The following is a 24,107-nucleotide window of genomic DNA, read 5'->3' on the forward strand; positions in this document are numbered from 1 at the left end:
TTTGCCTGGCGGCTGTAGCGCGGTGGTCCCACCTGACCCCATGCCGAACTCAGAAGTGAAACGCCGTAGCGCCGATGGTAGTGTGGGGTCTCCCCATGCGAGAGTAGGGAACTGCCAGGCATCAAATTGCAGTAAACCGGGATGAATAATCCGGGTGGTGACAAAGAAATTCGGTGGAGCGGTAGTTCAGTTGGTTAGAATACCTGCCTGTCACGCAGGGGGTCGCGGGTTCGAGTCCCGTCCGTTCCGCCACTCATTAGAAAATTAAGCCTGCTACTAAGCAGGCTTAATGATAAGAAAATTTAGGGGCGTAGCTCAGTTGGTAGAGCACCGGTCTCCAAAACCGGGTGTCGCGAGTTCGAGTCTCTCCGCCCCTGCCAGAAACAATCCTTAGCATTTTTGCTAAGGATTTTTTTTACCTGAACATTTTGTTCGGGATCTTCCTGTTCATTGTTTCCCGGCATCCTTGCCAGCGTTTTCATTAATCTTCCAAAATATTTGTTTTCAGCAAATCACGAATTAGCGCATGTTTGTCGCTATTTTGCAGCCAAACCGCATATAGCGGACGTGAAAGCGTCGTACTGTCAGTAACCGTGTGAAGATCGCTTTTGGTTCTGGCCCAGTTGACGGGAAGCCAACTAAACCCCTTAATTACAGAAAGTTGCTGTCTTGCCAGTTCTGCAGAACTGGTGGTAAGTACCGGTACTTCATCTCCTGCAATCAATCCCGCTTCGTGCTGCTGAAAATCCGGTCCCCATTCCAGACGCAGATAATTCAGTTCATCTTTGGTTTGCGAAGGGGCACTACAATAAAGCGCCAGCGTGAAATATCCCAACAGTTGGCTGCTAAATTCGTCCATTTTTGGGGTTTCTGTCGTAATTAACAGATCCAGTTGTCTTTCATGGAGCTGCTTTACTAACGACTGGCGCTGAGCGATTCGCGCTTCAAACTGCAGGCTGGATTGTGGCTCCTGAGATTGGTATAAACGCCGCAACCAGTCATTGAGCATGCATTCCCAAAGGGATGCACTGGCACCGATCGAAAACTCGTTGTGCCGTGAGGTATTCGCGACCTCCTTACGTGCTGCTTGCCACGTATTCATCAGCGTTTCTGCGTAAGGCAATAATTTTTCACCTGCAGCGGTCAAACGAATATTGTTTCTGTGTCGGGTGAACAGGTTCACACCCAGTTGATTTTCCAGTTGTCTGATCCGAAAACTTACTGCCGACTGGGTCAGGTAGAGCGCTTCAGCAGCCCTGCCAAAGTGGCGTGTCCGGCTAACTTCCAGGAAAGTTTTTAACAATTCCGTATCCACAACGCGCTCCATAAAATTATTTGTCGTGATGATTTAAATCTTTTGTTTGACGCTCTGTCAAGCGTAACTAATACTCCGCGCCATAAATAGCTCGGCCAAAGAATTAGGAGCGTGCAGGATGGCGGAAAGCTTTACGACGACTAATCGATATTTCGACAATAAATATTACCCCCGCGGATTCTCCCGTCATGGTGATTTCACCATTAAAGAGGCACAGCTGCTCGAGCGTCATGGCTATGCCTTCAACGAGCTGGATCTGGGCAAACGTGAGCCAGTAACTGAAGAAGAAAAATTGTTTGTTGCGGTATGCCGCGGTGAACGTGAACCGGTTACTGAAGCTGAACGTGTGTGGTCCAAGTACATGACGCGTATTAAGCGTCCGAAACGCTTCCACACTCTGTCTGGCGGGAAACCTCAGGTAGAAGGTGCAGAAGATTACACCGAATCTGATGATTGATAAAAAAGGGCGTAAGCCCTTTTTTTATGCCTGTAATTTCTGCAGGTGAATTAATAACCGATCTATCGCCCGATAAGCAACGGCCTCCTGTAAGTGCAGGCGGGTGATATGGTCGCACTGTTCAATATCCGCAATTGTACGTGCGACTTTTATCAGACGTAACCAGGCGCGGATGGACAATCCAAGACGAGCTAACGTGTCCTCAAGCCAGTGCGCATCATCTCTACGAAGCATGCAAAATTTATGTATATCCTGACTGTCCAGATACGCATTTAACTTATTTTGCCGCTGGTACTGACGTTCCCGTGCAGCCAGAACGCGTTGTTTTACCGTAGCGCTGTCTTCTCCTTTCACCGCGCACTGGCTGAGTATGCCTGGGGGTGGCAAGGGGATTTCGAGGGAGAGATCAAAGCGGTCAAGAAAAGGCCCTGATAGTCGATTGAGATAACGCAGCGTCTGTTCTGAACTGCTGCGGTTATGGTTCCCCTGATAATGGCCCGTTGGGCTGGGATTCATAGCAGCAATCAGTTGAAAACGCGCTGGGTAGGTTATTTTAGCCCGCGTGCGGGACAAATGGATCTGTCCAGACTCAATAGGCTCGCGTAGTGCATCCAGCGTGCGTCGCTCAAACTCAGGTAATTCATCCAGAAATAATATACCGTTATGCGCCAGGGAGATCTCTCCCGGGGTGGGAATAGAACCACCCCCCACCATTGCGGTTAATGAAGCACTGTGATGGGGAGAACGAAAAGGGCGTTGCTTCCACTGTTTTTGTATCGTATCGGAATTGACCAGACTGAGGATCGCTGCACTTTCCAGCGCCTCATCGTTGCTAAGTGGAGGAAGCAGTCCTCTGAGGCGGCTGGCCAGCATGGTCTTGCCCGTCCCTGGTGGGCCGATAAACAGGAGGTTGTGACCACCAGCGGCGGTGATCTCCAGCCCTCGTTTACCCTGTTCCTGACCGATGACATCACTGAGATCCTCTGGTGAAGGTGCGGCGGTAAAGTCTGCAGATTGCGGTTTGTCTAAATCATGCTTTCCTTCCAGAAATGCGCATACCGCCTGAAGGTGATCGGCAATCAGGCACCCTTCACCGTGTATTAGGCCAACCTCTGCGGCATTCTCTTTAGCGACAATGATGCGCCGGCCTGCACGAATCGCTTCGGTTGCGCTTGATATAGCGCCTGGAACGCCACGTAAAGCGCCTGTAAGCGCTAATTCGCCTACCAGCTCATAAGTATCGAGATTATGGGTTGTAAGCTGCTCAGAAGCGACCAGAAGCGCAACAGCGATAGGTAAATCATATCGTCCCCCTTCTTTGGGGAGGTCAGCCGGAGCCAGGTTGATGGTTATCTTCCTGGCGGGGAATTCATACCCGCTATTAATAATTGCACTGCGTACCCGATCGCGAGCCTCTTTCACTGTCGTTTCAGGTAACCCCACCATGGTTAAACCAGGCAGGCCATTACTAATATGTACTTCGATGGTAATGGCTGGTGCATTCACGCCGAGGGCGGCGCGTGTGTGAACAATCGATAGTGACATAACCCCTCCTGATAGGAATATTATGTCTCAATAGATATTGGCAAGATTCTGCATAATTGGTGTTTTTAGATGCTTATTCCTGTGTTTTTGTGTACTCAGGTATTGTTTGCACTATGTCTGGAATCTCGCTCGCAAATGCGTATGAGTGTGCTGAGAGAAGGGATCGCAGATTGTGCTGATGCGCTGAAACGTGAAATATTTTCATTTTATATTTTTTGTATAAAAAACAACGGTATTTATCTAAACCGTTAACGGCGTCAGAAAAATGAAAACAAAAATATCTTGTGCTATTCGCAAATTCTATGGTAACTCTTTAGGCATTCCTTCGAACAAGATGCAAGAAAATACAAAAATGACAGCCCTTCTACGAGTGATTAGCCTGGTCGTGATTAGCGTGGTGGTGATTATTATCCCACCGTGCGGGGCTGCACTTGGACGAGGAAAGGCTTAGAAAACAAGCCTTAACGAACTAAGACCCCCGCACCGAAAGGTCCGGGGGTTTTTTTTGACCTTAAAAACAGATACGAGGAGCAGAAAGTGAACAGTAGCATAAAATTCTGTTTCTCAAGATTTACGGCGGGGATGTAACTATGAATGGGGCTCAGTGGGTGGTACATGCGTTGCGTGCACAAGGGGTTAAAACCGTTTTCGGTTATCCTGGTGGCGCAATTATGCCGGTTTACGATGCGTTGTATGACGGCGGCGTAGAACACCTGTTGTGCCGTCATGAGCAGGGCGCGGCGATGGCGGCTATTGGCTATGCCCGCTCTATAGGTAAAACCGGTGTATGCATCGCCACTTCCGGTCCAGGTGCTACCAACCTGATTACGGGTCTTGCTGATGCGCTGTTAGATTCCGTTCCTGTTGTGGCCATCACCGGCCAGGTTGCTGCACCATTCATCGGAACCGATGCGTTTCAGGAAGTGGACGTGCTGGGTATGTCGCTGTCCTGCACCAAACATAGCTTCCTGGTCCAGTCACTGGAAGAGTTACCGCGCATTATGGCGGAAGCTTTCAACGTGGCGAACTCCGGTCGTCCGGGGCCTGTTCTGGTTGATATCCCGAAAGATATCCAGTTAGCCAGCGGTACGCTGGAACCGTATTTCACGACCGTAGAAGATGCGGCCGCATTCCCTCATGCTGACGTTGAGCAGGCGCGTAACATGCTGGCGCAGGCGCAAAAACCAATCCTGTACGTAGGGGGGGGCGTTGGTATGGCGCAGGCGGTTCCTGCCCTGCGTGAATTTATCGCGCAGACCCAATTACCGGTCGCTTGTACGCTGAAAGGTCTGGGCGCCGTTGACGCTGATTATCCGTATTACCTGGGAATGCTGGGGATGCACGGAACCAAGGCCGCGAATTTTGCGGTGCAGGAATGCGACTTACTGATCGCTGTCGGGGCTCGTTTTGATGACCGGGTGACTGGCAAGCTGAACACCTTCGCTCCGAACGCCAGCGTGATCCACATGGATATCGATCCGGCTGAGATGAACAAACTGCGTCAGGCGCACGTAGCGTTACAGGGCGATTTAAATACGCTGTTACCGGCATTACAACAACCTCTGAACGTTGACGCCTGGCGTCAGCACAGTGCAGAACTGCGCGCAGAGCATACCTGGCGCTACGACCATCCGGGTGAGGCCATCTATGCGCCGTTGTTGTTAAAACAACTGTCGGACCGTAAACCTGCGGATAGCGTTGTTACAACGGATGTTGGCCAGCATCAGATGTGGTCGGCACAGCATATGACCTATACCCGCCCGGAAAATTTCATTACTTCCAGCGGGCTGGGAACGATGGGCTTTGGTTTACCTGCTGCGGTTGGCGCGCAGGTAGCTCGCCCGAACGATACGGTAATCTGTATCTCCGGTGACGGTTCCTTCATGATGAATGTACAGGAGCTGGGCACCGTAAAACGCAAGCAATTGCCGTTGAAGATCGTCTTACTCGACAACCAACGGTTAGGCATGGTTCGACAATGGCAGCAGCTGTTTTTCCAGGAACGTTATAGCGAAACTACCCTTACCGATAACCCCGATTTCCTCATGTTGGCCAGTGCCTTCGGCATCCCAGGTCAACACATCATCCGTAAAGACCAGGTTGAAGCGGCTCTCGACACTATGCTGAACAGTGAGGGGCCATACCTGCTTCATGTCTCAATCGACGAACTTGAGAATGTCTGGCCTCTGGTACCACCAGGTGCCAGCAACTCAGAAATGCTGGAGAAATTATCATGATGCAACATCAGGTCGCCGTTGAGGCTCGTTTCAATCCGGAAACGTTAGAACGTGTTTTACGCGTGGTACGCCATCGTGGTTTTCAGGTGTGCTCCATGAATATGGAAGCCGCCAGCGATGCGCAGAATATAAATATCGAATTGACCGTTGCCAGCCCCCGGTCGGTCGACTTACTGTTTAGTCAGTTAAGTAAACTGGTAGATGTTGCACACGTTGCTATCTGCCAGAGCACAACCACATCACAACAAATCCGCGCCTGAGCGCAAAAGGAAGAAAAATGACGACGAAAAAAGCTGATTACATTTGGTCTAATGGCGAGATGATTCGTTGGGAAGACGCGAAGGTTCACGTGATGTCCCACGCGCTGCATTACGGTACTTCGGTATTTGAAGGCATCCGTTGCTACGACTCTCACAAAGGGCCGGTGGTGTTCCGTCATCGCGAACATATGCAGCGTCTGCGTGATTCAGCCAAGATCTATCGTTTTCCGGTCTCTCAGAGCGTTGATGAACTGATGGAAGCGTGCCGCGCGGTGATCCGCAAAAACAATCTGACCAGCGCCTATATCCGTCCGCTAGTTTTTGTTGGCGATGTAGGTATGGGCGTTAACCCGCCTGCGGGATACACCACTGATGTGATTATTGCTGCGTTCCCATGGGGGGCTTACCTCGGTGCAGATGCTCTGGATCAGGGGATTGATGCCATGGTTTCTTCCTGGAACCGTGTTGCACCAAACACTATCCCTACTGCGGCTAAAGCGGGTGGTAACTATTTGTCTTCGTTGCTGGTGGGTAGCGAAGCGCGTCGTCATGGTTATCAGGAAGGTATTGCGCTGGACGTGAATGGCTACATCTCCGAAGGTGCCGGTGAAAACCTGTTTGAAGTTAAAGACGGCATTCTGTTCACCCCGCCATTTACCTCTTCCGCGCTGCCAGGTATCACCCGTGACGCGATCATTAAGCTGGCGAAAGATCTCGATATCGAAGTGCGTGAGCAGGTACTTTCCCGTGAATCGCTGTATCTGGCCGACGAAGTGTTCATGTCCGGTACTGCAGCGGAAATCACACCAGTACGCAGCGTTGATGGTATTCAGGTCGGTGAAGGCCGCTGCGGTCCAGTCACCAAACGCATCCAGCAAGCCTTCTTTGGCCTCTTCACCGGTGAAACAGAAGATAAATACGGCTGGTTGGATCAGGTTAATCAATAAACATAAATTTGGGACGGCACGCACCGTCCCAATTATTAGACAGACGGGAGTTAATCAAGCATGCCTAAGTATCGTTCTGCCACCACCACCCATGGCCGTAATATGGCGGGTGCCCGCGCATTGTGGCGCGCCACCGGGATGACCGATGACGACTTCGGTAAACCGATTATCGCTGTGGTGAACTCCTTTACCCAGTTCGTGCCGGGGCACGTGCATCTGCGCGATCTCGGTAAGCTGGTTGCCGAACAAATCGAAGCTTCAGGCGGCGTAGCAAAAGAGTTCAACACCATTGCTGTGGATGACGGAATTGCCATGGGCCACGGGGGCATGCTGTATTCACTGCCGTCGCGCGAGCTGATTGCCGATTCGGTCGAGTACATGGTTAACGCCCACTGTGCCGATGCGATGGTCTGCATCTCCAACTGCGACAAAATCACCCCCGGGATGTTAATGGCCTCTTTGCGCCTGAATATTCCGGTGATCTTTGTTTCCGGTGGCCCGATGGAAGCCGGAAAAACCAAGCTCTCTGACCAAATCATCAAGCTCGATCTGGTTGATGCAATGATTCAGGGTGCGGACCCGAAAGTTTCTGACTCACAAAGCGAACAGGTTGAGCGTTCCGCCTGTCCGACTTGCGGCTCTTGCTCGGGGATGTTCACCGCCAACTCGATGAACTGTCTGACCGAAGCGCTGGGTCTGTCGCAGCCAGGTAATGGTTCGTTGCTGGCGACCCACGCTGACCGTAAGCAACTGTTTCTCAATGCCGGTTCGCGTATTGTCGAGTTGACCAAACGCTATTATGAGCAGGATGACGCTTCCGCTCTGCCGCGCAACATTGCCAGCAAGGCGGCGTTTGAAAATGCCATGACACTGGATATCGCAATGGGCGGCTCCACCAACACCGTTCTGCACCTGCTGGCGGCAGCGCAGGAAGCGGAAATCGACTTCACTATGAGTGACATCGACAAGCTGTCTCGTAAAGTGCCGCAGCTGTGTAAAGTGGCGCCAAGTACGCAGAAATACCATATGGAAGACGTGCACCGCGCGGGCGGCGTACTGGGCATTTTAGGTGAACTGGACAGAGCAGGCCTGCTGAACCGTGACGTGAAAAACGTGCTGGGTCTGACGCTGCCGCAAACGCTCGATCGCTATGACGTGATGCTGACCAAAGATGACGCGGTGAAAAAGATGTTCCGCGCAGGCCCGGCCGGCATCCGTACCACCCAGGCGTTCTCGCAGGACTGCCGTTGGGATACGCTGGATGACGATCGCGCCGAAGGTTGTATCCGCTCGCTGGAACACGCCTACAGCAAAGACGGCGGCCTGGCTGTGTTGTACGGTAACTTCGCGGAAAACGGCTGCATCGTGAAAACCGCAGGCGTGGATGACAGCATCCTGAAATTCACCGGCCCGGCAAAAGTGTATGAAAGCCAGGACGATGCGGTTGAGGCTATTCTTGGCGGCAAAGTGGTTGCCGGCGACGTGGTAGTTATTCGCTATGAAGGGCCGAAAGGCGGACCAGGGATGCAGGAAATGCTTTACCCAACCACCTTCCTGAAATCGATGGGTCTGGGCAAGGCCTGTGCCCTGATAACAGATGGCCGTTTCTCTGGCGGTACTTCGGGCCTCTCTATCGGTCACGTTTCACCGGAAGCGGCCAGCGGCGGTAATATCGCGATTATCGAAGATGGCGACATGATTGCTATCGATATCCCGAATCGTGGCATTCAACTGCAACTGAGTGATGCGGAAATCGCTGCGCGCCGTGAAGCGCAGGAAGCACGCGGTGACAAAGCCTGGACACCAAAAGATCGTCAGCGTCAGGTCTCTTTTGCCCTGCGCGCCTATGCCAGCCTGGCAACCAGCGCCGACAAAGGTGCGGTGCGCGATAAATCGAAACTGGGGGGTTAAGACGATGGCGGATTCACAACCCCTGTCCGGCACACCGGAAGGTGCTGAATATCTCAGAGCGGTACTGCGTGCGCCGGTGTACGAAGCGGCGCAGGTCACACCGTTACAAAAAATGGACAAGCTCTCTTCGCGCCTCGATAACGTCATTCTGGTGAAACGCGAAGACCGACAGCCCGTGCACAGTTTCAAGCTGCGCGGAGCCTATGCCATGATGGCGGGACTGACTGAAGCGCAGAAAGCGCATGGCGTGATCACTGCATCAGCAGGAAACCATGCCCAGGGCGTGGCGTTCTCCTCTGCGCGTTTAGGTGTGAAAGCGCTGATTGTCATGCCGACGGCTACCGCTGATATCAAAGTCGATGCCGTGCGCGGTTTCGGTGGCGAAGTATTGCTGCACGGCGCGAACTTTGATGAAGCCAAAGCCAAAGCAATTGAGCTGTCGCAACAGCAAGGCTTTACCTGGATCCCGCCGTTCGATCACCCGATGGTGATTGCCGGGCAAGGTACGCTGGCGCTGGAATTACTGCAGCAGGATGCCCATCTTGATCGCGTTTTTGTACCGGTCGGTGGCGGTGGTCTGGCCGCCGGTGTCGCCGTACTGATTAAACAGTTGATGCCACAAATTAAAGTGATTGCCGTGGAAGCTGAAGATTCTGCCTGCCTGAAAGCGGCGCTGGAGGCCGGTCATCCGGTGGATCTCCCACGCGTCGGTCTTTTTGCTGAAGGCGTAGCGGTCAAACGCATTGGTGATGAAACCTTCCGTCTGTGCCAGGAGTATCTCGATGACATTATCACCGTCGATAGCGATGCTATTTGCGCGGCGATGAAAGACCTGTTTGAAGATGTGCGAGCCGTGGCTGAGCCATCGGGCGCGCTGGCGCTGGCGGGAATGAAAAAATACATCGCCCAGCACAATATTCGCGGTGAACGGCTGGCGCATGTGCTTTCTGGTGCCAACGTTAATTTCCACGGCCTGCGCTACGTTTCTGAACGCTGCGAGCTCGGGGAGCAACGTGAAGCATTGCTGGCAGTGACCATCCCGGAAGAGAAGGGCAGTTTCCTGAAATTCTGCCAATTGCTGGGTGGGCGCTCGGTTACTGAGTTTAACTACCGTTTTGCTGATGCCAAAGACGCTTGTATTTTTGTCGGGGTACGTCTGAGTCGTGGGCTGGAGGAACGTAAGGAAATTCTTCAGTTGCTCAACGAGGGTGGCTACAGTGTGGTGGATCTTTCCGACGATGAAATGGCAAAACTGCACGTGCGCTATATGGTCGGTGGACGTCCGTCAAAACCCTTGCAGGAGCGACTGTTCAGCTTCGAATTCCCGGAATCGCCGGGGGCGCTGCTGAAGTTTCTGCATACTCTGGGGACGCACTGGAATATTTCATTGTTCCACTACCGCAGTCATGGAACTGACTACGGCCGTGTTCTGGCGGCGTTTGAACTGGGCGATCATGAGCCGGATTTTGAAACGCGACTAAATGAGCTGGGCTACGACTGCCATGATGAGAGTCATAACCCTGCGTTCAGGTTCTTTCTGGCAGGGTAGGCCGGATAAGGCGCTTGTGCCGCCATCCGGCATTAGTGCCCAGGTAGCAAGCTCCAGAACGCATCAATCAGCGGCTCATGCAGCCGCTTTTTTTGTGCGCAAACGCCCAGCTCAAACGGCGTTTTCTCGTCGCTACGTTCTAAAATCATCACGCGGTTGCGCACCGGTTCAGGGCTATTTTCCAGCACCACTTCCGGCAGCAGCGCCACACCGCAGCCCAGTGCCACCATTGAGACCATGGCTTCATGACCGCCCACCGTGGCGTAAATTGACGGATTGCTGATTTTATTGCGCCGGAACCACAGCTCAATGCGGCGGCGAACCGGCCCCTGGTCAGCCATGATAAAGGGTACCGTGGACCAATCAGGTTCCTCTACGGAAATCTGATTGCGTACCGGGCAAGGCAGTGCCGGGGCAATCAGCACCACCGCCAGGTTCTCCAACATGGAAAAGGCCACCGCGCCAGGCAGCGTTTCTGGCTTCCCGGCAATCGCCAGGTCAGCCTCGCCAGTGACCACTTTATCCATCGCATCGGCGGCATCACCGGTAGTGAGTTTGATTTCCACCGACGGGTGTTCGGCACGGAAGCGATCAAGGATCGGTGGTAAATGGCTGTAGGCGGCAGTCACCGAGCAGAAGATATGCAGTTCACCGGACAACGACGGTCCTTGCTGATCAATGGTATGGCGTAATTGCTGATACTGCAGCAGCGTCTGTTGGGCAAAAACGCGCAGCTCTTCACCCGCTTCGGTGAGCGTGACCGTGCGGTTATCACGGACAAATAGCGCCTGACCAAGATCCTCTTCCAGGCGTTGAATCTGCCGGGAAAGCGTAGAAGGACTGACGTGCATGGCCCGTGCACTTCGGCCAAAGTGGCGACTTTCCGCCAGGTGCAGGAAGGTTTTTAGATCGCGTAAATCCACAGACGAGCCTCCGGGTTTCTACGTTGCATAAATTGCAATGTGATGTTGTGAATATATCAATTTCCGCAATAAATTTCCTGTTGTAATGTGGGTTCATTCTCGCTGAAACGCGAACCGAACAATAAGACACACAACATCACGGAGTACACCATCATGGCTAACTACTTTAATACACTGAATCTGCGTCAGCAGCTGGCTCAGCTGGGCAAATGTCGCTTCATGGGCCGCGAAGAATTCGCCGACGGCGCAAGCTACCTTCAGGGTAAAAAAGTGGTCATCGTCGGCTGTGGCGCGCAGGGTCTGAACCAGGGCCTGAACATGCGTGACTCCGGTCTGGATATCTCCTACGCCCTGCGTAAAGAAGCGATCGCTGAGAAACGTGCTTCCTGGCGTAAAGCGACTGAAAACGGCTTCAAAGTGGGTACCTACGAAGAGCTGATCCCGCAGGCGGATCTGGTAGTGAACCTGACGCCAGACAAACAGCACTCCGACGTTGTGCGTTCCGTACAGCCGCTGATGAAAGACGGCGCGGCGCTGGGTTACTCCCACGGCTTCAACATTGTTGAAGTGGGCGAGCAGATCCGTAAAGACATCACCGTAGTGATGGTGGCACCGAAGTGTCCGGGTACCGAAGTGCGTGAAGAGTACAAACGTGGTTTCGGTGTACCAACGCTGATCGCGGTTCACCCGGAAAACGATCCGAAAGGCGAAGGTATGGCTATCGCTAAAGCCTGGGCTGCGGCGACCGGTGGTCACCGTGCTGGCGTGCTGGAATCGTCCTTTGTTGCAGAAGTGAAATCTGACCTGATGGGCGAGCAGACTATCCTGTGCGGTATGCTGCAGGCGGGCTCTCTGCTGTGCTTCGACAAGCTGGTGGAAGAAGGTACCGACCCGGCATACGCAGAAAAACTGATTCAGTTCGGTTGGGAAACCATCACCGAAGCGCTGAAGCAGGGCGGCATCACTTTGATGATGGACCGTCTGTCTAACCCGGCGAAACTGCGTGCTTATGCGCTGTCCGAGCAGCTGAAAGCGATCATGGCGCCGCTGTTCCAGAAACACATGGACGACATCATCTCCGGCGAATTCTCTTCCGGCATGATGGCTGACTGGGCTAACGACGATAAGAAGCTGCTGACCTGGCGTGAAGAGACCGGTAAAACCGCGTTTGAAACCGCACCGCAGTTTGAAGGTAAAATCGGCGAGCAGGAATACTTCGATAAAGGCGTTCTGATGATTGCGATGGTGAAAGCGGGCGTTGAGCTGGCGTTCGAAACCATGGTGGATTCCGGCATCATCGAAGAGTCTGCTTACTACGAATCACTGCACGAACTGCCGCTGATCGCGAACACCATAGCACGTAAGCGTTTGTACGAAATGAACGTGGTTATCTCCGATACCGCAGAATACGGTAACTACCTGTTCTCTTACGCTTGCGTACCGCTGCTGAAAGAGTTCATGACCACTCTGCAGACCGGCGACCTGGGCAAAGCGATTGCTGAAGGCGCGGTAGACAACGCCCAGCTGCGCGACGTGAACGAAGCTATTCGCGGCCACGCTATCGAGCAGGTTGGTAAGAAACTGCGCGGCTACATGACCGATATGAAGCGTATCGCAGTAGCAGGCTAATAAAACCTCGTTATCATCCGGCCCGGTCAGCGTCTCGCTACCGGGCCGTTTTTTTATCTGCGTTTGACGGGATCGCTCGCTCCACTCTCTTATCATCTAAATTCATCTTTTTATCATGTAGATAGCTTTTATTTGTACAGATGATCATTTCTGGGATTGCTCATATCTATCTTATGTAATATTGTAAGTTACATGAAAACAAACAACTCATTCTCAGCAACGCTGCACATCCTGCTTCACCTGGAGCAGATGGACAAACCTCTGACATCCGAACAGATGGCTGCCTTTATCGACGGCAATCCGGCATTCATCCGCAAGCTGCTTGCCGGGCTCAGGGAAAACAACATTGTCTGTGCCACTAAGGGGCACCATGGCGGCTGGCGGCTGTGTCGGCCGGTTAGCGACATCACGCTTTACGATATCTACATGGCGCTCGGCGAACCGGCGCTGTTTGCGTTGGGCAACCGCAGCGAAAACCCGCAGTGCCTGGTAGAACAGGGGGTAAACCGGGTGATGTCAGAGACGCTCGCCGATGCGCAGACGCTGATCCTCGATCGTTTTAAACGCCTGACGCTACAGGATATCGGCAGCGAATTTATTAGCTACTTCAACGACAAAGGCCACGACCATGATTGAAAATTTAACCACCTGCCTGATGATTGCGATGGCGGCGAGCAGTATTTCGATGACGGTGACGCAGACGGAGCTGTTTGCCGCGTTTCGCGAATGGACGACGGAAAAGAACGCGCTGATGGGGCACTTATTCCACTGCTTCTATTGCTTAAGCCACTGGGTGGTATTTGGCGGGATGGCGGTATATCGCCCGGCGCTGTTGAACAGCGGGTTTGCGCTGATTGACTGGGTGATGACGGCGTTTATCGTGATTACTATCACTACGCTGATTAACGGCCTGATGTTTAAGGTGTTCCAGGCGGCGGTTAGCACCCACGTGATGAAGCATAACGCCCAGCAGACGCTGCAATCGCAGAAATAAAAATCCGGCGTTGCCTCGTCCGGGCTACGAACGACCGGTAGCCCGGACGAGGCAACGCCGATGCCGGGGATACACCTTAGTTACGGTACAACACCTTAATGATGTGGTAACCGAACTGAGTGTGCAGCGGGCCGGTTGGCTCCAGCACTGGGCAGGAGAAGACCACTTTATCGAACGCCGGAACCATCTGGCCCTGGCGGAATTCACCTAAGTCACCGCCGCGTTTGCCCGATGGGCAGATGGAGTGCTTCTTCGCCAGCTTGCCGAAATCTGCGCCGTTTTTAATCTGTTCCAGAAGATCCAGTGCCAGTTTCTCTTCTTTCACCAGGATATGCACTGCTGCTGCTGTTTTTGCCATGATCGAGCCTTTCTATAAGCGAGTCTGTAAGGCTGGCGATTTTAGCATGGCTTATCGCCGATACAGCACCTTGATGATGTGATAGCCAAATTTGGTTTTGACCGGCCCGAAAGGCTTAAGTAGCGGGCAGCTAAAAACGGCGGCGTCGAATGGCCCCACCATCATTCCCTGCTTGAACTCGCCAAGATCGCCGCCGTTGCGCCCGGAAGGGCAGCGGGAATAGCGTTTTGCCAGATGATCGAAGCTGATTCCTCGCTCCAGTTTGCTGAGGATCTCCAGCGCCAGTTTTTCTTCTTTTACCAGGATGTGCAGGGCTGCCGCGCTCTTTGCCATAAGGTCACTCTTATCGTTGATTTGCTACCCAACACTTTACCATTCGGCGGGTAAATCTCAGCCTGACTTTCTGCTACAATCCACACCCCCGTGTTTACAGATTGAGCAATGCCCCTATGCGTTTAAACCCCGGACAACAACAAGCCGTCGAATTCGTCACTGGCCCTTGCCTGGTGCTGGCGGGAGCGGGCTCCGGTAAGACGCGCGTTATCACCAATAAAATTGCGCACCTGATTCGCGTTTGTGGCTATCAGGCGCGGCATATCGCGGCGGTGACGTTTACCAATAAGGCCGCCCGTGAAATGAAAGAGCGTGTAGCGCAGACGCTCGGTCGTAAAGAGGCACGTGGATTGATGATCTCCACCTTCCACACTCTGGGGCTGGATATCATCAAGCGTGAATTTGCGGCGTTGGGGATGAAGTCGAACTTCTCGCTGTTTGACGATACCGATCAGGTCGCCCTGCTTAAGGAACTGACCGAAGGGTTAATTGAGGACGATAAACTGATCCTCCAACAGCTGATCTCCACGATCTCCAACTGGAAAAACGATCTGATGACCCCGGCGCAGGCAGCGGCCAGCGCTAAAGGCGAACGCGATCGTATTTTTGCGCACTGCTATGGTCTGTACGACGCGCATATGAAGGCGTGTAACGTTCTTGACTTTGACGATCTGATCTTACTCCCGACGCTTCTGCTTCAACGTAATGAAGAGGTTCGTGAGCGCTGGCAAAACAAGATTCGCTACCTGCTGGTGGATGAATATCAGGATACCAACACCAGCCAGTACGAGTTGGTGAAGTTATTGGTGGGCAGCCGTGCACGTTTCACCGTCGTGGGTGATGACGATCAGTCGATTTACTCGTGGCGTGGTGCGCGTCCACAAAACCTGGTGCTGCTGAGCAAAGATTTTCCGGCGCTGCAGGTGGTTAAGCTGGAGCAGAACTATCGTTCTTCCGGGCGTATCCTGAAGGCCGCGAACATCCTCATTGCCAATAACCCGCATGTATTTGAAAAGCGGTTGTTCTCTGAGCTGGGCTACGGACTTGAGCTGAAAGTACTGAGTGCCAACAACGAAGAGCATGAAGCGGAACGTGTGACCGGGGAGTTGATTGCTCATCACTTCGTGAATAAGACGCAGTATAAGGACTATGCGATCCTGTATCGTGGCAACCACCAGTCACGAGTGTTCGAAAAATTCCTGATGCAGAACCGTATCCCGTACAAAATTTCCGGGGGCACATCGTTTTTCTCGCGTCCGGAAATCAAAGATCTGCTCGCCTACCTGCGCGTGCTGAGCAACCCGGATGACGACAGCGCGTTTCTGCGTATTGTTAATACACCGAAGCGTGAGATAGGCCCGGCGACACTGCAAAAGTTGGGTGAGTGGGCCATGACGCGTAATAAAAGCCTGTTTACCGCCAGTTTTGATATGGGGCTCAGTCAGACGCTGACCGGCCGCGGTTATGATTCTCTGACCCGCTTTACGCACTGGCTAGGGGAAATCCAGCGCCTCGCGGAGCGTGAACCGATTGCCGCCGTGCGTGACCTGATCCATGGCATTGATTACGAATCCTGGCTGTATGAGACTTCGCCGAGCCCAAAAGCGGCGGAAATGCGTATGAAGAACGTCAACACGCTGTTCAGTTGGATGACGGAGATGCTGGAAGGCAGCGATCTGGAAGAGCCGATGACCCTGACTCAGGTTGTTACCCGTTTTACCCTGCGCGATATGATGGAGCGTGGAGAAAGCGAAGAAGAGTTGGATCAGGTGCAACTGATGACGCTACATGCTTCAAAAGGGCTGGAGTTCCCCTATGTGTTTATGGTGGGAATGGAAGAGGGCTTTTTACCTCATCAGAGCAGCATTGATGAAGACAACATTGATGAAGAGCGTCGTCTGGCCTACGTCGGCATTACCCGTGCACAGAAAGAGCTTATCTTCACGTTGTGCAAAGAACGCCGTCAATACGGGGAGCTGGTGCGTCCGGAGCCGAGCCGCTTCCTGCTGGAACTGCCACAGGATGACGTAATCTGGGAACAGGAGCGTAAAGTGGTGAGCGCTGAGGAGCGGATGCAAAAGGGGCAAGCCAGCATCGCGAATATTCGGGCTATGATGGCCAAAGCAAAAGAGAAGTAGGTTTTTGTAGGCCGGATAAGCGTAGCGCCATCCGGCAATACTTGAAGTTTAGTGCACTTCTAAAGGCCAGTGAACATAGCTTTGCCACTGGCTTTCTTGATCGATGAGCTCTTTACCCAGTGGGTGATGCGCCAGCCATCCAGCAGGTAGCGTTACCGTAAGGTGTTCATCTCTTGCATCTAAATGAACTTCGGGCACTAAATCGTCACGGCGACGACTTGCGAAGATGATCGCAAGCCGTAACAAGCGACAAAGATGCTCAGCGATACGCGGAGGCACGGCGTTTTGCTGGTGGAGCGAAGAGAGATCGACTGGGTTGGTCTGATTTAATAACAGCGTGGCTAACAGTTTTTTTTGCGCGGGGGTAAATCCCGGGAGATCGAGGTTGCGTACCAGATACGCCGCATGCTGTGGTGCCTGCTTAAAATCGACGCTCAGCCCAATTTCATGTAACTGGCAGGCGCTAATCAGTAGTTCACGACTTATCGCTTCAAGATGCCACTTTTTTTCTACCTGATCGAGGAATTTAGTCGCCAGATTGGCAACCCGATGCGCTTGCTCAGTATCGACCATAAATCGACGCTGAATATTACGCAACGTACGGCTGCGAATATCCTGATCCACTGCCAGATGTAACATGCCGTAGACCAGACCTTCGCGTAAAGCGCCACCTGCGAGGGTCATGCACTGAATGTTCAGTTCCGTGAAAATAGCGATCAGAATGGCCAGTCCGCTGGGGAACACCAATGCGCGTTCCAGTGTTAGGCCCTCTATTTCCAGCTCTTCCAGGCGTCCACAATGAATGGCGCGCTGTTTTAACTGCTGGAGTTTCGCCAGCGTAATACGCTCATCCATTCCCTGCGCCATCATGATTTCCTGTAGTGCCTGCACGGTACCAGAGGCACCAACACAGACTTTCCAGCCATGAAAGCGCAGTTTATCTGCTACCGGGCGTAGAACCTCACGCGCCGCCTTCTCTGCTTCGTCAAAATTTTCCTGCGCCAGATTACGATCGGTGAAGTACCGTTCGAGCCAGGTAACGCAGCCCATTGACAGACTAAACAAGGAGGTGGTTTGTGCGCCGGAACCGGTGACCAGTTCAGTACTGGCACCACCAATATCAACGACCAGGCGCTGATCGGCTCCGCCGGTAGTATGGGCGACACCCTGATAAATCAGTCGGGCTTCTTCTTCGCCGCTAATCACCTGGACAGGACAGCCGAGGATCTCTTGTGCTTTAGCGATAAACGCGTTGGCGTTTACGGCAATACGTAGTGTCGCGGTGGCGACGACGCGGATTTGCGGGTGTGGGATATCCTGCAGACGTTCTGCAAACAGGCGCAGACATTGCCAGCCGCGTTCCATGGCTTCAGCGGAGAGAACGTTGTCGTTGTTCAGGCCGGCAGCCAGACGCACCTTGCGTTTGATACGCGTGAGCGTCTGGATGCTTCCCGCCACCTCGCGTACAACCAGCATATGAAAACTATTAGAGCCGAGATCTATTGCCGCATACAGCGAAGTAGAATTCATACACTTCATCCTTCAACCTGTATCTGTGTTGGCTGCGTTCTCTCACCCGAATCACTGACTAAAGTAAGCTCATCGGGATTCGTTTTCTTGCCGCCTTGATACAGGCTGAATGATTTTGTGTATGGCATAACTTTTCTTAACCTGAACGACGACGATTACGTGGGGCACCGCCGGTACGACGCGGGCCATTGCCTGGGCGTGGGCGCGTCAGGCGCAGCGGCTTCGGCAGGTCGGTCATCAGCGCGTCCGGGTTGTACTTACTGACCGGAATCGAGTGGCCAATGTAGGTCTCGATTGCAGGTAAATTCAGCGCGTACTCTTCACAAGCCAGGCTAATAGAATGACCACTTGCGCCTGCACGACCTGTACGACCAATGCGGTGGACGTAATCTTCACAATCATCCGGCAGGTCATAGTTAAACACGTGCGTTACGGCTGGAATGTGCAGGCCACGTGCCGCGACATCGGTCGCGACGAGAATATCGAGATCGCCACGGGTGAACTCATCAAGGATACGCAGGCGTTTTTTCTGCGCCACATCACCGGTAAGCAGGCCTACACGATGTCCGTCAGCAGCAAGACTGCCCCAGATCTCTTCACAGCGATGTTTGGTGTTCGCAAAAACAATGGCGCGATCTGGCCATTCTTCTTCAATCAGCGTTTGCAGCAAACGCATTTTCTCTTCGTTTGAAGGATAGAAGAGTTCTTCTTTAATACGGTGGCCCGTCTTCTGTTCCGGTTCAACTTCAACGTACTCGGCGTTGTTCATCTGTTCAAACGCCAGTTCACGGACGCGGTAAGAGAGGGTTGCGGAAAACAGCATGTTCAGGCGTTGAGTGGTTGGCGGCATACGGCGGAACAGCCAACGAATATCTTTAATAAAGCCAAGATCGTACATACGATCGGCTTCATCCAGTACCACGACCTGAATCGCGCCCAGGTTGATATGGTTCTGCTTTGCGTAGTCAATGAGACGACCGGTAGTGCCGATAAGAATATCGACGCCGCTTTCCAGCACTTTCAGCTGTTTGTCATAGCCATCACCGCCATAAGCCAGGCCTAATTTCAGACCAGTGGTCTGTGCCAGCGGCTCAGCGTCGGCGTGGATCTGCACGGCTAACTCACGCGTTGGCGCCATAATTAACGCACGCGGTTGGTTCACCTTGCGATCGGCAATCGCGGGATGAGAGAGAAGATAATGAAACGTTGACGTCAGGAACGCCATCGTTTTTCCGGTACCGGTTTGCGCCTGCCCTGCAACATCACGGCCTGCCAGCGTTAGCGGCAGCGCGAGGGCCTGAATGGGCGTGCAGTTATGAAACCCTTTATTTTCAAGGGCTTCTATCACCTTTGGGTGCAGGGCGAAGTCGGAAAACTTCTGTTCTGTTAAATGTGTTTTGCTCATAGTGTGGTAGAATATCAGCTTACTATTGCTTTACGAAAGCGTATCCGGTGAAATAAAGTCAACCTTTAGTTGGTTAATACTGTACACAATTCATTCATGATGCGTCGAGATGGCAAGTGAATGGGTCCACAGAAGCGTACTGAGTACGTAACTGGGACACAGCGCACAGCCAACAAAAAGGCGGCTTGAAGGATGATGTGTAAACACCAACACACCAGGCTTATTCCTGTGGAGTTATTATGAGCGATAAAATTATTCACCTGACTGACGACAGTTTTGACACGGATGTACTCAAAGCGGACGGAGCGATCCTCGTTGATTTCTGGGCAGAGTGGTGCGGTCCGTGCAAAATGATCGCTCCGATTCTGGATGAAATCGCTGACGAATATCAGGGCAAATTGACGGTTGCTAAACTGAACATTGACCAAAACCCAGGCACCGCGCCGAAGTATGGTATTCGTGGCATCCCGACCCTTCTGCTGTTTAAAAACGGTGAAGTTGCGGCGACTAAAGTTGGCGCACTGTCCAAAGGTCAGTTGAAAGAGTTCCTCGACGCTAACTTAGCGTAAGGAAGTATCATGATCGGGCGGCCATACTTCGAAATGATTCGGATGACTGGACGCCCGACTTGAGTCGTGCTAAGTTAGTGTTGACTTCGTATTAAACATACCTTATTAAGTTTGAATCTAGCTTTATCCAATACTTCCCGTTGTTTCTCGTGCGAGAAGTTGACAGATTCAGGGCCTTGTCACTCAATCCGTCTTGTCGTTTCAGTTCTGCGTACTTTCCTGTGACCAGACAGCGAACAGACATGAGTCGATGGCCGTAAACAGGCATGGATGACCCTGCCATACCATTCACAACATTAAGTTCGAGATTTACCCCAAGTTTAAGAACTCACACCATTATGAATCTTACCGAATTAAAGAATACGCCGGTTTCTGAGCTGATCACTCTCGGCGAAAATATGGGCCTTGAAAACCTGGCTCGTATGCGCAAGCAGGACATTATTTTTGCCATCCTGAAGCAGCACGCAAAGAGTGGCGAAGATATCTTTGGTGACGGTGTGCTGGAGATATTGCAGGATGGATTTGGTTTCCTCCGCTCTGCAGACAGCTCCTACCTCGCCGGTCCTGATGACATCTACGTTTCCCCAAGCCAAATCCGCCGTTTCAACCTCCGCACTGGTGATACCATTTCTGGTAAGATTCGCCCGCCGAAAGAAGGTGAACGCTATTTTGCGCTGTTGAAAGTTAACGAAGTTAACTACGACAAACCGGAAAACGCCCGTAACAAAATCCTCTTCGAAAACTTAACGCCGCTGCACGCAAACTCCCGTCTGCGTATGGAGCGTGGTAATGGTTCTACCGAGGACTTAACGGCGCGCGTACTGGATCTGGCATCGCCGATCGGTCGTGGTCAACGTGGTCTGATTGTAGCACCGCCGAAAGCGGGTAAAACAATGCTGCTGCAGAACATTGCGCAGAGCATTGCCTACAACCACCCGGACTGCGTGCTGATGGTTCTGCTGATTGACGAACGTCCGGAAGAAGTGACCGAGATGCAGCGTCTGGTTAAAGGTGAAGTTGTGGCTTCTACCTTTGACGAACCCGCATCTCGCCACGTTCAGGTTGCGGAAATGGTAATCGAGAAGGCGAAACGTCTGGTTGAACATAAGAAAGACGTTATCATCCTGCTCGACTCCATCACGCGTCTGGCGCGTGCTTACAACACCGTGGTTCCGGCTTCCGGTAAAGTACTGACCGGTGGTGTGGACGCTAACGCCCTGCACCGTCCGAAGCGTTTCTTCGGTGCGGCACGTAACGTGGAAGAGGGTGGCAGCCTGACCATCATCGCAACTGCGCTTATCGATACCGGCTCTAAAATGGATGAAGTTATCTACGAAGAGTTTAAAGGTACCGGCAACATGGAACTGCATCTCTCTCGTAAGATTGCTGAAAAACGCGTCTTCCCGGCTATCGACTACAATCGTTCCGGTACCCGTAAAGAAGAGCTGCTTACCACCCAGGAAGAGCTGCAGAAAATGTGGATCCTGCGCAAAATCATCCATCCGATGGGTGAAATTGATGCGATGGAGTTCCTCATTAATAAGCTGGCGATGACGAAGACCAATGATGACTTCTTCGATATGATGAAGCGCTCATAATTCAGACATCATCCGAAAACGCCACGTTTTTACGTGGCGTTTTGCTTTTATAGCTGTAATCTTAACGACACAATAACAATAATACGGTATGACATACCGCCAGGTTGAAAAAGATTCGTAATTTGTATCTTGTGGTTGATAATTATACAGAACCATCGGATATGGAGGCGGGTTTCCCTTCTGAATAAAGGTCTTCGTGGTTATACTTCTGCTATTAATTTTCTCTGAGAGCATGCATTGTGAATTTACTGACAGTAAGCACTGATCTCATCAGTATTTTTTTATTCACAACACTGTTTCTTTTCTTTGCGCGTAAGGTCGCAAAAAAGATTGGTTTAGTGGATAAACCCAACTTTCGCAAACGGCATCAAGGATTGATCCCGTTGGTTGGGGGGATTTCGGCTTACGCAGGTATTTGCTTTACGTTTGTGATTGCTGATTATTACATCCCGCATGCTTCTCTCTATCTGGCCTGTGCCGGCGTGCTGGTTTTGGTTGGCGCGCTGGACGATCGTTTTGATATCAGTGTAAAAATTCGCGCAACTATCCAGGCCGCGATCGGCATCATCATGATGTCGGTTGGCAAACTCTATCTTCTTAGCCTTGGGTATATTTTTGGCCCCTGGGAGATGATTCTTGGTCCGTTTGGCTATTTACTGACGCTGTTTGCCGTCTGGGCGGCAATTAATGCTTTCAATATGGTGGACGGCATTGACGGCCTGCTAGGTGGGCTGTCCAGCGTTTCATTCGCGGCGATGGGGTTTATCCTGTGGTTCGATGGGCAGACGAGTCTGGCCGTATGGTGTTTTGCGATGATCGCCGCCATTCTGCCTTATATTCTGCTGAACTTGGGCGTTCTTGGGCGCCGTTATAAAGTCTTCATGGGTGATGCCGGCAGTACGCTGATTGGTTTTACCATCATCTGGATCCTGCTGGAAACCACGCAGGGCAAAACGCATCCTATAAGCCCAGTTACCGCACTGTGGATTATCGCCATCCCATTGATGGATATGGTGGCAATCATGTACCGGCGTTTGCGTAAGGGCATGAGCCCGTTCTCAGCCGATCGCCAGCACATTCATCATTTGGTGATGCGGGCTGGGTTTACTTCCCGCCAGGCATTTGTTCTGATTACGCTGGCTGCGGCCGTGTTGGCATCGATCGGTGTGCTGGCTGAATATTTCCGTTTGGTTCCGGAATGGGCCATGCTGGTGCTGTTTTTAATGGCATTTGGCCTCTACGGATACTGTATCAAGCGTGCCTGGAAAGTGGCGAGATTTATCAAGCGAGTGAAGCGCAGACTGCGAAGAATTCGTGAAGGCAAACCAAACTTAACCAAGTGAATTGAGGATGCGATGACACAACCATTACCGGGGGAAGACGCCGTGAGCGCTGAAAATGAACTGGATATCCGTGGGTTGTTTCGTACCTTATGGGCAGGGAAGGTGTGGATTGTCGGTATGGCGCTCGCATTTGCACTTGTTGCTCTCGCCTATACTTTTTTCGCCCGTCAGGAGTGGAGCGCAACGGCTATTTCAGACAAGCCTACGGTCAATATGTTGGGGGGGTATTATTCTCAACAACAGTTCCTGCGCAACCTGGATATTAAGGCCAGCCTCGCGTCAACGGACCAGCCGTCGGTGATGGATGAAGCCTATAAAGAATTTATCATGCAGCTTGCCTCCTGGGATACGCGTCGTGAATTCTGGCAGCAGACTGATTACTATAAGCAGCGTATGGTTGGAAACAGTAAAGCCGATGCCGCGCTGCTGGATGAACTGATCAATAACATTCAGTTTATGCCTGGTGATGCGTTGCGGAACACCAATGACAGCGTAAAGCTGATTGCGGAAACGGCACCTGATGCCAACAATCTGCTGCGCCAGTACGTGGCCTTTGCCAGTCAGCGTGCAGCACGTCATCTGAACGATGAGCTGAAAGGCGCGTGGGCTGCGCGGACGGTGCAAATGAAAGCGCAGGTCAAACGGCAGGAAGAGGTAGCAAAATCGATTTTCTCTCGCCGTGTTCATAACATTGAACAAGCGCTCAAAATTGCTGAGCAGCATAATATTTCGCGTACTTCTACTGATGTCCCTGCTGAAGAGTTACCTGATTCTGAGTTGTTTTTACTCGGACGTCCTATGCTACAGGCGCGACTCGAAAACCTGCAGTCTGTTGGCCCAGATTTTGATATGGACTATTTTCAAAACAGGGCCATGCTGAACACGCTGAACGTAGGCCCGACCCTGGATCCGCGTTTTCAGACCTATCGTTATTTGCGGACGCCGGAAGAACCGGTAAAACGTGATAGCCCACGTCGTGCCTTCCTGATGATTATGTGGGGCATCGTTGGGGCCCTGATCGGTGCTGGTGTCGCGTTAACCCGTCGCCGTTCGATTTAGCAATATC

At 52.2% G+C, this 24,107-nt stretch carries 23 protein-coding genes, 2 tRNA genes and 1 rRNA gene; 19 read left to right on the forward strand and 7 right to left on the reverse strand.

The genetic code is table 11. The features are described from left to right. Positions 1 to 4 precede the first annotated feature (4 nt). The 3 genes from rrf to NNN64_RS07550 all read left to right on the forward strand — a co-directional run bounded on the left by rrf (position 5) and on the right by NNN64_RS07550 (position 380). Positions 5 to 120: ribosomal RNA gene (gene rrf / locus NNN64_RS07540) — 5S ribosomal RNA — on the forward strand. Positions 121 to 175: 55 nt separating this feature from the next. Next, positions 176 to 252: transfer RNA gene (locus NNN64_RS07545), tRNA-Asp, on the forward strand. 52 nt (positions 253 to 304) lie between these two features. Further along, positions 305 to 380 (forward strand) — tRNA-Trp (locus NNN64_RS07550). A gap of 101 nt (positions 381 to 481) precedes the next feature. Here the strand turns inward: NNN64_RS07550 and hdfR are convergent. Further along, complete coding sequence (gene hdfR / locus NNN64_RS07555) at positions 482 to 1,327, reverse strand: HTH-type transcriptional regulator HdfR (RefSeq protein WP_271440986.1); 846 nt, start codon at positions 1,325 to 1,327, stop codon at positions 482 to 484. A 106-nt stretch (positions 1,328 to 1,433) separates the two neighbouring features. Here hdfR and maoP point away from each other — a divergent pair, with 106 nt between their 5' ends. Continuing rightward, on the forward strand, positions 1,434 to 1,772 hold the full coding sequence (gene maoP, locus NNN64_RS07560) for a macrodomain Ori organization protein MaoP (RefSeq protein WP_003018025.1): 339 nt from the start codon (positions 1,434 to 1,436) through the stop codon (positions 1,770 to 1,772). A 24-nt stretch (positions 1,773 to 1,796) separates the two neighbouring features. On the opposite strand, the gene NNN64_RS07565 is transcribed toward maoP, so the two are convergent. Further along, positions 1,797 to 3,317: a YifB family Mg chelatase-like AAA ATPase gene (locus tag NNN64_RS07565; protein WP_271440987.1), complete on the reverse strand. Its 1,521-nt coding sequence runs from the start codon at positions 3,315 to 3,317 to the stop codon at positions 1,797 to 1,799. A 352-nt stretch (positions 3,318 to 3,669) separates the two neighbouring features. Between NNN64_RS07565 and ilvL the strand changes: the two genes are divergently transcribed. From ilvL to ilvA, 6 genes are all read left to right on the forward strand, one after another. After that, the gene (gene ilvL / locus NNN64_RS07570; RefSeq protein WP_001311244.1) at positions 3,670 to 3,768 is read left to right on the forward strand and encodes an ilv operon leader peptide; all 99 of its coding nucleotides are present in this window, start codon (positions 3,670 to 3,672) and stop codon (positions 3,766 to 3,768) included. A 139-nt stretch (positions 3,769 to 3,907) separates the two neighbouring features. Continuing rightward, positions 3,908 to 5,554, forward strand: a complete 1,647-nt coding sequence (gene ilvG, locus NNN64_RS07575; protein WP_271440988.1) for an acetolactate synthase 2 catalytic subunit — start codon at positions 3,908 to 3,910, stop codon at positions 5,552 to 5,554. Then, entirely contained in the window at positions 5,551 to 5,814 is a 264-nt protein-coding gene (gene ilvM / locus NNN64_RS07580) for an acetolactate synthase 2 small subunit (protein WP_003018017.1), read from the forward strand. The genes ilvG and ilvM overlap by 4 nt, the downstream gene beginning before the upstream one ends. A 17-nt stretch (positions 5,815 to 5,831) precedes the next feature. Beyond that, positions 5,832 to 6,761 carry a branched-chain amino acid transaminase gene (locus tag NNN64_RS07585; protein ID WP_271440989.1) on the forward strand — a complete coding sequence of 310 codons (930 nt, stop codon included), beginning with the start codon at positions 5,832 to 5,834 and terminating at the stop codon, positions 6,759 to 6,761. Between the two features lie 60 nt (positions 6,762 to 6,821). Then, entirely contained in the window at positions 6,822 to 8,672 is a 1,851-nt protein-coding gene (ilvD, locus tag NNN64_RS07590) for a dihydroxy-acid dehydratase (RefSeq protein ID WP_271440990.1), read from the forward strand. A 4-nt stretch (positions 8,673 to 8,676) separates the two neighbouring features. Further along, entirely contained in the window at positions 8,677 to 10,221 is a 1,545-nt protein-coding gene (ilvA, locus tag NNN64_RS07595; protein ID WP_271440991.1) for a threonine ammonia-lyase, biosynthetic, read from the forward strand. 32 nt (positions 10,222 to 10,253) lie between these two features. On the opposite strand, the gene ilvY is transcribed toward ilvA, so the two are convergent. After that, complete coding sequence (ilvY, locus tag NNN64_RS07600) at positions 10,254 to 11,144, reverse strand: HTH-type transcriptional activator IlvY (RefSeq protein WP_271440992.1); 891 nt, start codon at positions 11,142 to 11,144, stop codon at positions 10,254 to 10,256. A 153-nt stretch (positions 11,145 to 11,297) separates the two neighbouring features. Between ilvY and ilvC the strand changes: the two genes are divergently transcribed. The 3 genes from ilvC (at position 11,298) to NNN64_RS07615 (ending at position 13,767) form a co-directional block, all read left to right on the forward strand. Beyond that, positions 11,298 to 12,773 carry a ketol-acid reductoisomerase gene (gene ilvC, locus NNN64_RS07605; RefSeq protein WP_137383188.1) on the forward strand — a complete coding sequence of 492 codons (1,476 nt, stop codon included), beginning with the start codon at positions 11,298 to 11,300 and terminating at the stop codon, positions 12,771 to 12,773. Between the two features lie 192 nt (positions 12,774 to 12,965). Beyond that, positions 12,966 to 13,409, forward strand: a complete 444-nt coding sequence (locus NNN64_RS07610; RefSeq protein WP_271440993.1) for an Rrf2 family transcriptional regulator — start codon at positions 12,966 to 12,968, stop codon at positions 13,407 to 13,409. Further along, positions 13,402 to 13,767: a DUF1360 domain-containing protein gene (locus NNN64_RS07615; protein WP_137383186.1), complete on the forward strand. Its 366-nt coding sequence runs from the start codon at positions 13,402 to 13,404 to the stop codon at positions 13,765 to 13,767. The genes NNN64_RS07610 and NNN64_RS07615 overlap by 8 nt, the downstream gene beginning before the upstream one ends. A 76-nt stretch (positions 13,768 to 13,843) precedes the next feature. Here the strand turns inward: NNN64_RS07615 and ppiC (NNN64_RS07620) are convergent, their stop codons facing one another. Beyond that, complete coding sequence (ppiC, locus tag NNN64_RS07620) at positions 13,844 to 14,125, reverse strand: peptidylprolyl isomerase PpiC (protein WP_003017999.1); 282 nt, start codon at positions 14,123 to 14,125, stop codon at positions 13,844 to 13,846. A 51-nt stretch (positions 14,126 to 14,176) separates the two neighbouring features. Beyond that, complete coding sequence (gene ppiC / locus NNN64_RS07625) at positions 14,177 to 14,458, reverse strand: peptidylprolyl isomerase PpiC (protein WP_035896545.1); 282 nt, start codon at positions 14,456 to 14,458, stop codon at positions 14,177 to 14,179. 116 nt (positions 14,459 to 14,574) lie between these two features. On the opposite strand from ppiC (NNN64_RS07625), the gene rep reads away from it, so the two are divergent. Then, entirely contained in the window at positions 14,575 to 16,596 is a 2,022-nt protein-coding gene (rep, locus tag NNN64_RS07630) for a DNA helicase Rep (RefSeq protein ID WP_271440994.1), read from the forward strand. Positions 16,597 to 16,644: 48 nt separating this feature from the next. On the opposite strand, the gene gppA is transcribed toward rep, so the two are convergent. Next, a complete protein-coding gene (gene gppA, locus NNN64_RS07635; RefSeq protein ID WP_271440995.1) occupies positions 16,645 to 18,126 on the reverse strand; it encodes a guanosine-5'-triphosphate,3'-diphosphate diphosphatase in 1,482 nt (493 codons plus the stop codon). Positions 18,127 to 18,262: 136 nt separating this feature from the next. Continuing rightward, the gene (rhlB, locus tag NNN64_RS07640; protein ID WP_137383183.1) at positions 18,263 to 19,531 is read right to left on the reverse strand and encodes an ATP-dependent RNA helicase RhlB; all 1,269 of its coding nucleotides are present in this window, start codon (positions 19,529 to 19,531) and stop codon (positions 18,263 to 18,265) included. A 239-nt stretch (positions 19,532 to 19,770) separates the two neighbouring features. On the opposite strand from rhlB, the gene trxA reads away from it, so the two are divergent. From trxA to wzzE, 5 genes are all read left to right on the forward strand, one after another. After that, entirely contained in the window at positions 19,771 to 20,100 is a 330-nt protein-coding gene (gene trxA, locus NNN64_RS07645; RefSeq protein WP_001280776.1) for a thioredoxin TrxA, read from the forward strand. 176 nt (positions 20,101 to 20,276) lie between these two features. After that, positions 20,277 to 20,360 (forward strand): rho operon leader peptide, encoded by an 84-nt coding sequence (locus NNN64_RS07650; protein ID WP_101743114.1) that lies wholly within the window; start codon positions 20,277 to 20,279, stop codon positions 20,358 to 20,360. 78 nt (positions 20,361 to 20,438) lie between these two features. After that, on the forward strand, positions 20,439 to 21,698 hold the full coding sequence (gene rho / locus NNN64_RS07655; protein WP_002437993.1) for a transcription termination factor Rho: 1,260 nt from the start codon (positions 20,439 to 20,441) through the stop codon (positions 21,696 to 21,698). A 239-nt stretch (positions 21,699 to 21,937) separates the two neighbouring features. Continuing rightward, positions 21,938 to 23,041 carry a UDP-N-acetylglucosamine--undecaprenyl-phosphate N-acetylglucosaminephosphotransferase gene (gene wecA, locus NNN64_RS07660; RefSeq protein WP_005133353.1) on the forward strand — a complete coding sequence of 368 codons (1,104 nt, stop codon included), beginning with the start codon at positions 21,938 to 21,940 and terminating at the stop codon, positions 23,039 to 23,041. A 12-nt stretch (positions 23,042 to 23,053) separates the two neighbouring features. Then, positions 23,054 to 24,100 carry an ECA polysaccharide chain length modulation protein gene (gene wzzE / locus NNN64_RS07665; protein ID WP_137383182.1) on the forward strand — a complete coding sequence of 349 codons (1,047 nt, stop codon included), beginning with the start codon at positions 23,054 to 23,056 and terminating at the stop codon, positions 24,098 to 24,100. The last annotated feature ends 7 nt before the right edge of the window (positions 24,101 to 24,107 follow it).

This window comes from Citrobacter sp. Igbk 14 (assembly GCF_028069825.1).
Taxonomy (GTDB): Bacteria; Pseudomonadota; Gammaproteobacteria; order Enterobacterales; family Enterobacteriaceae; genus Citrobacter.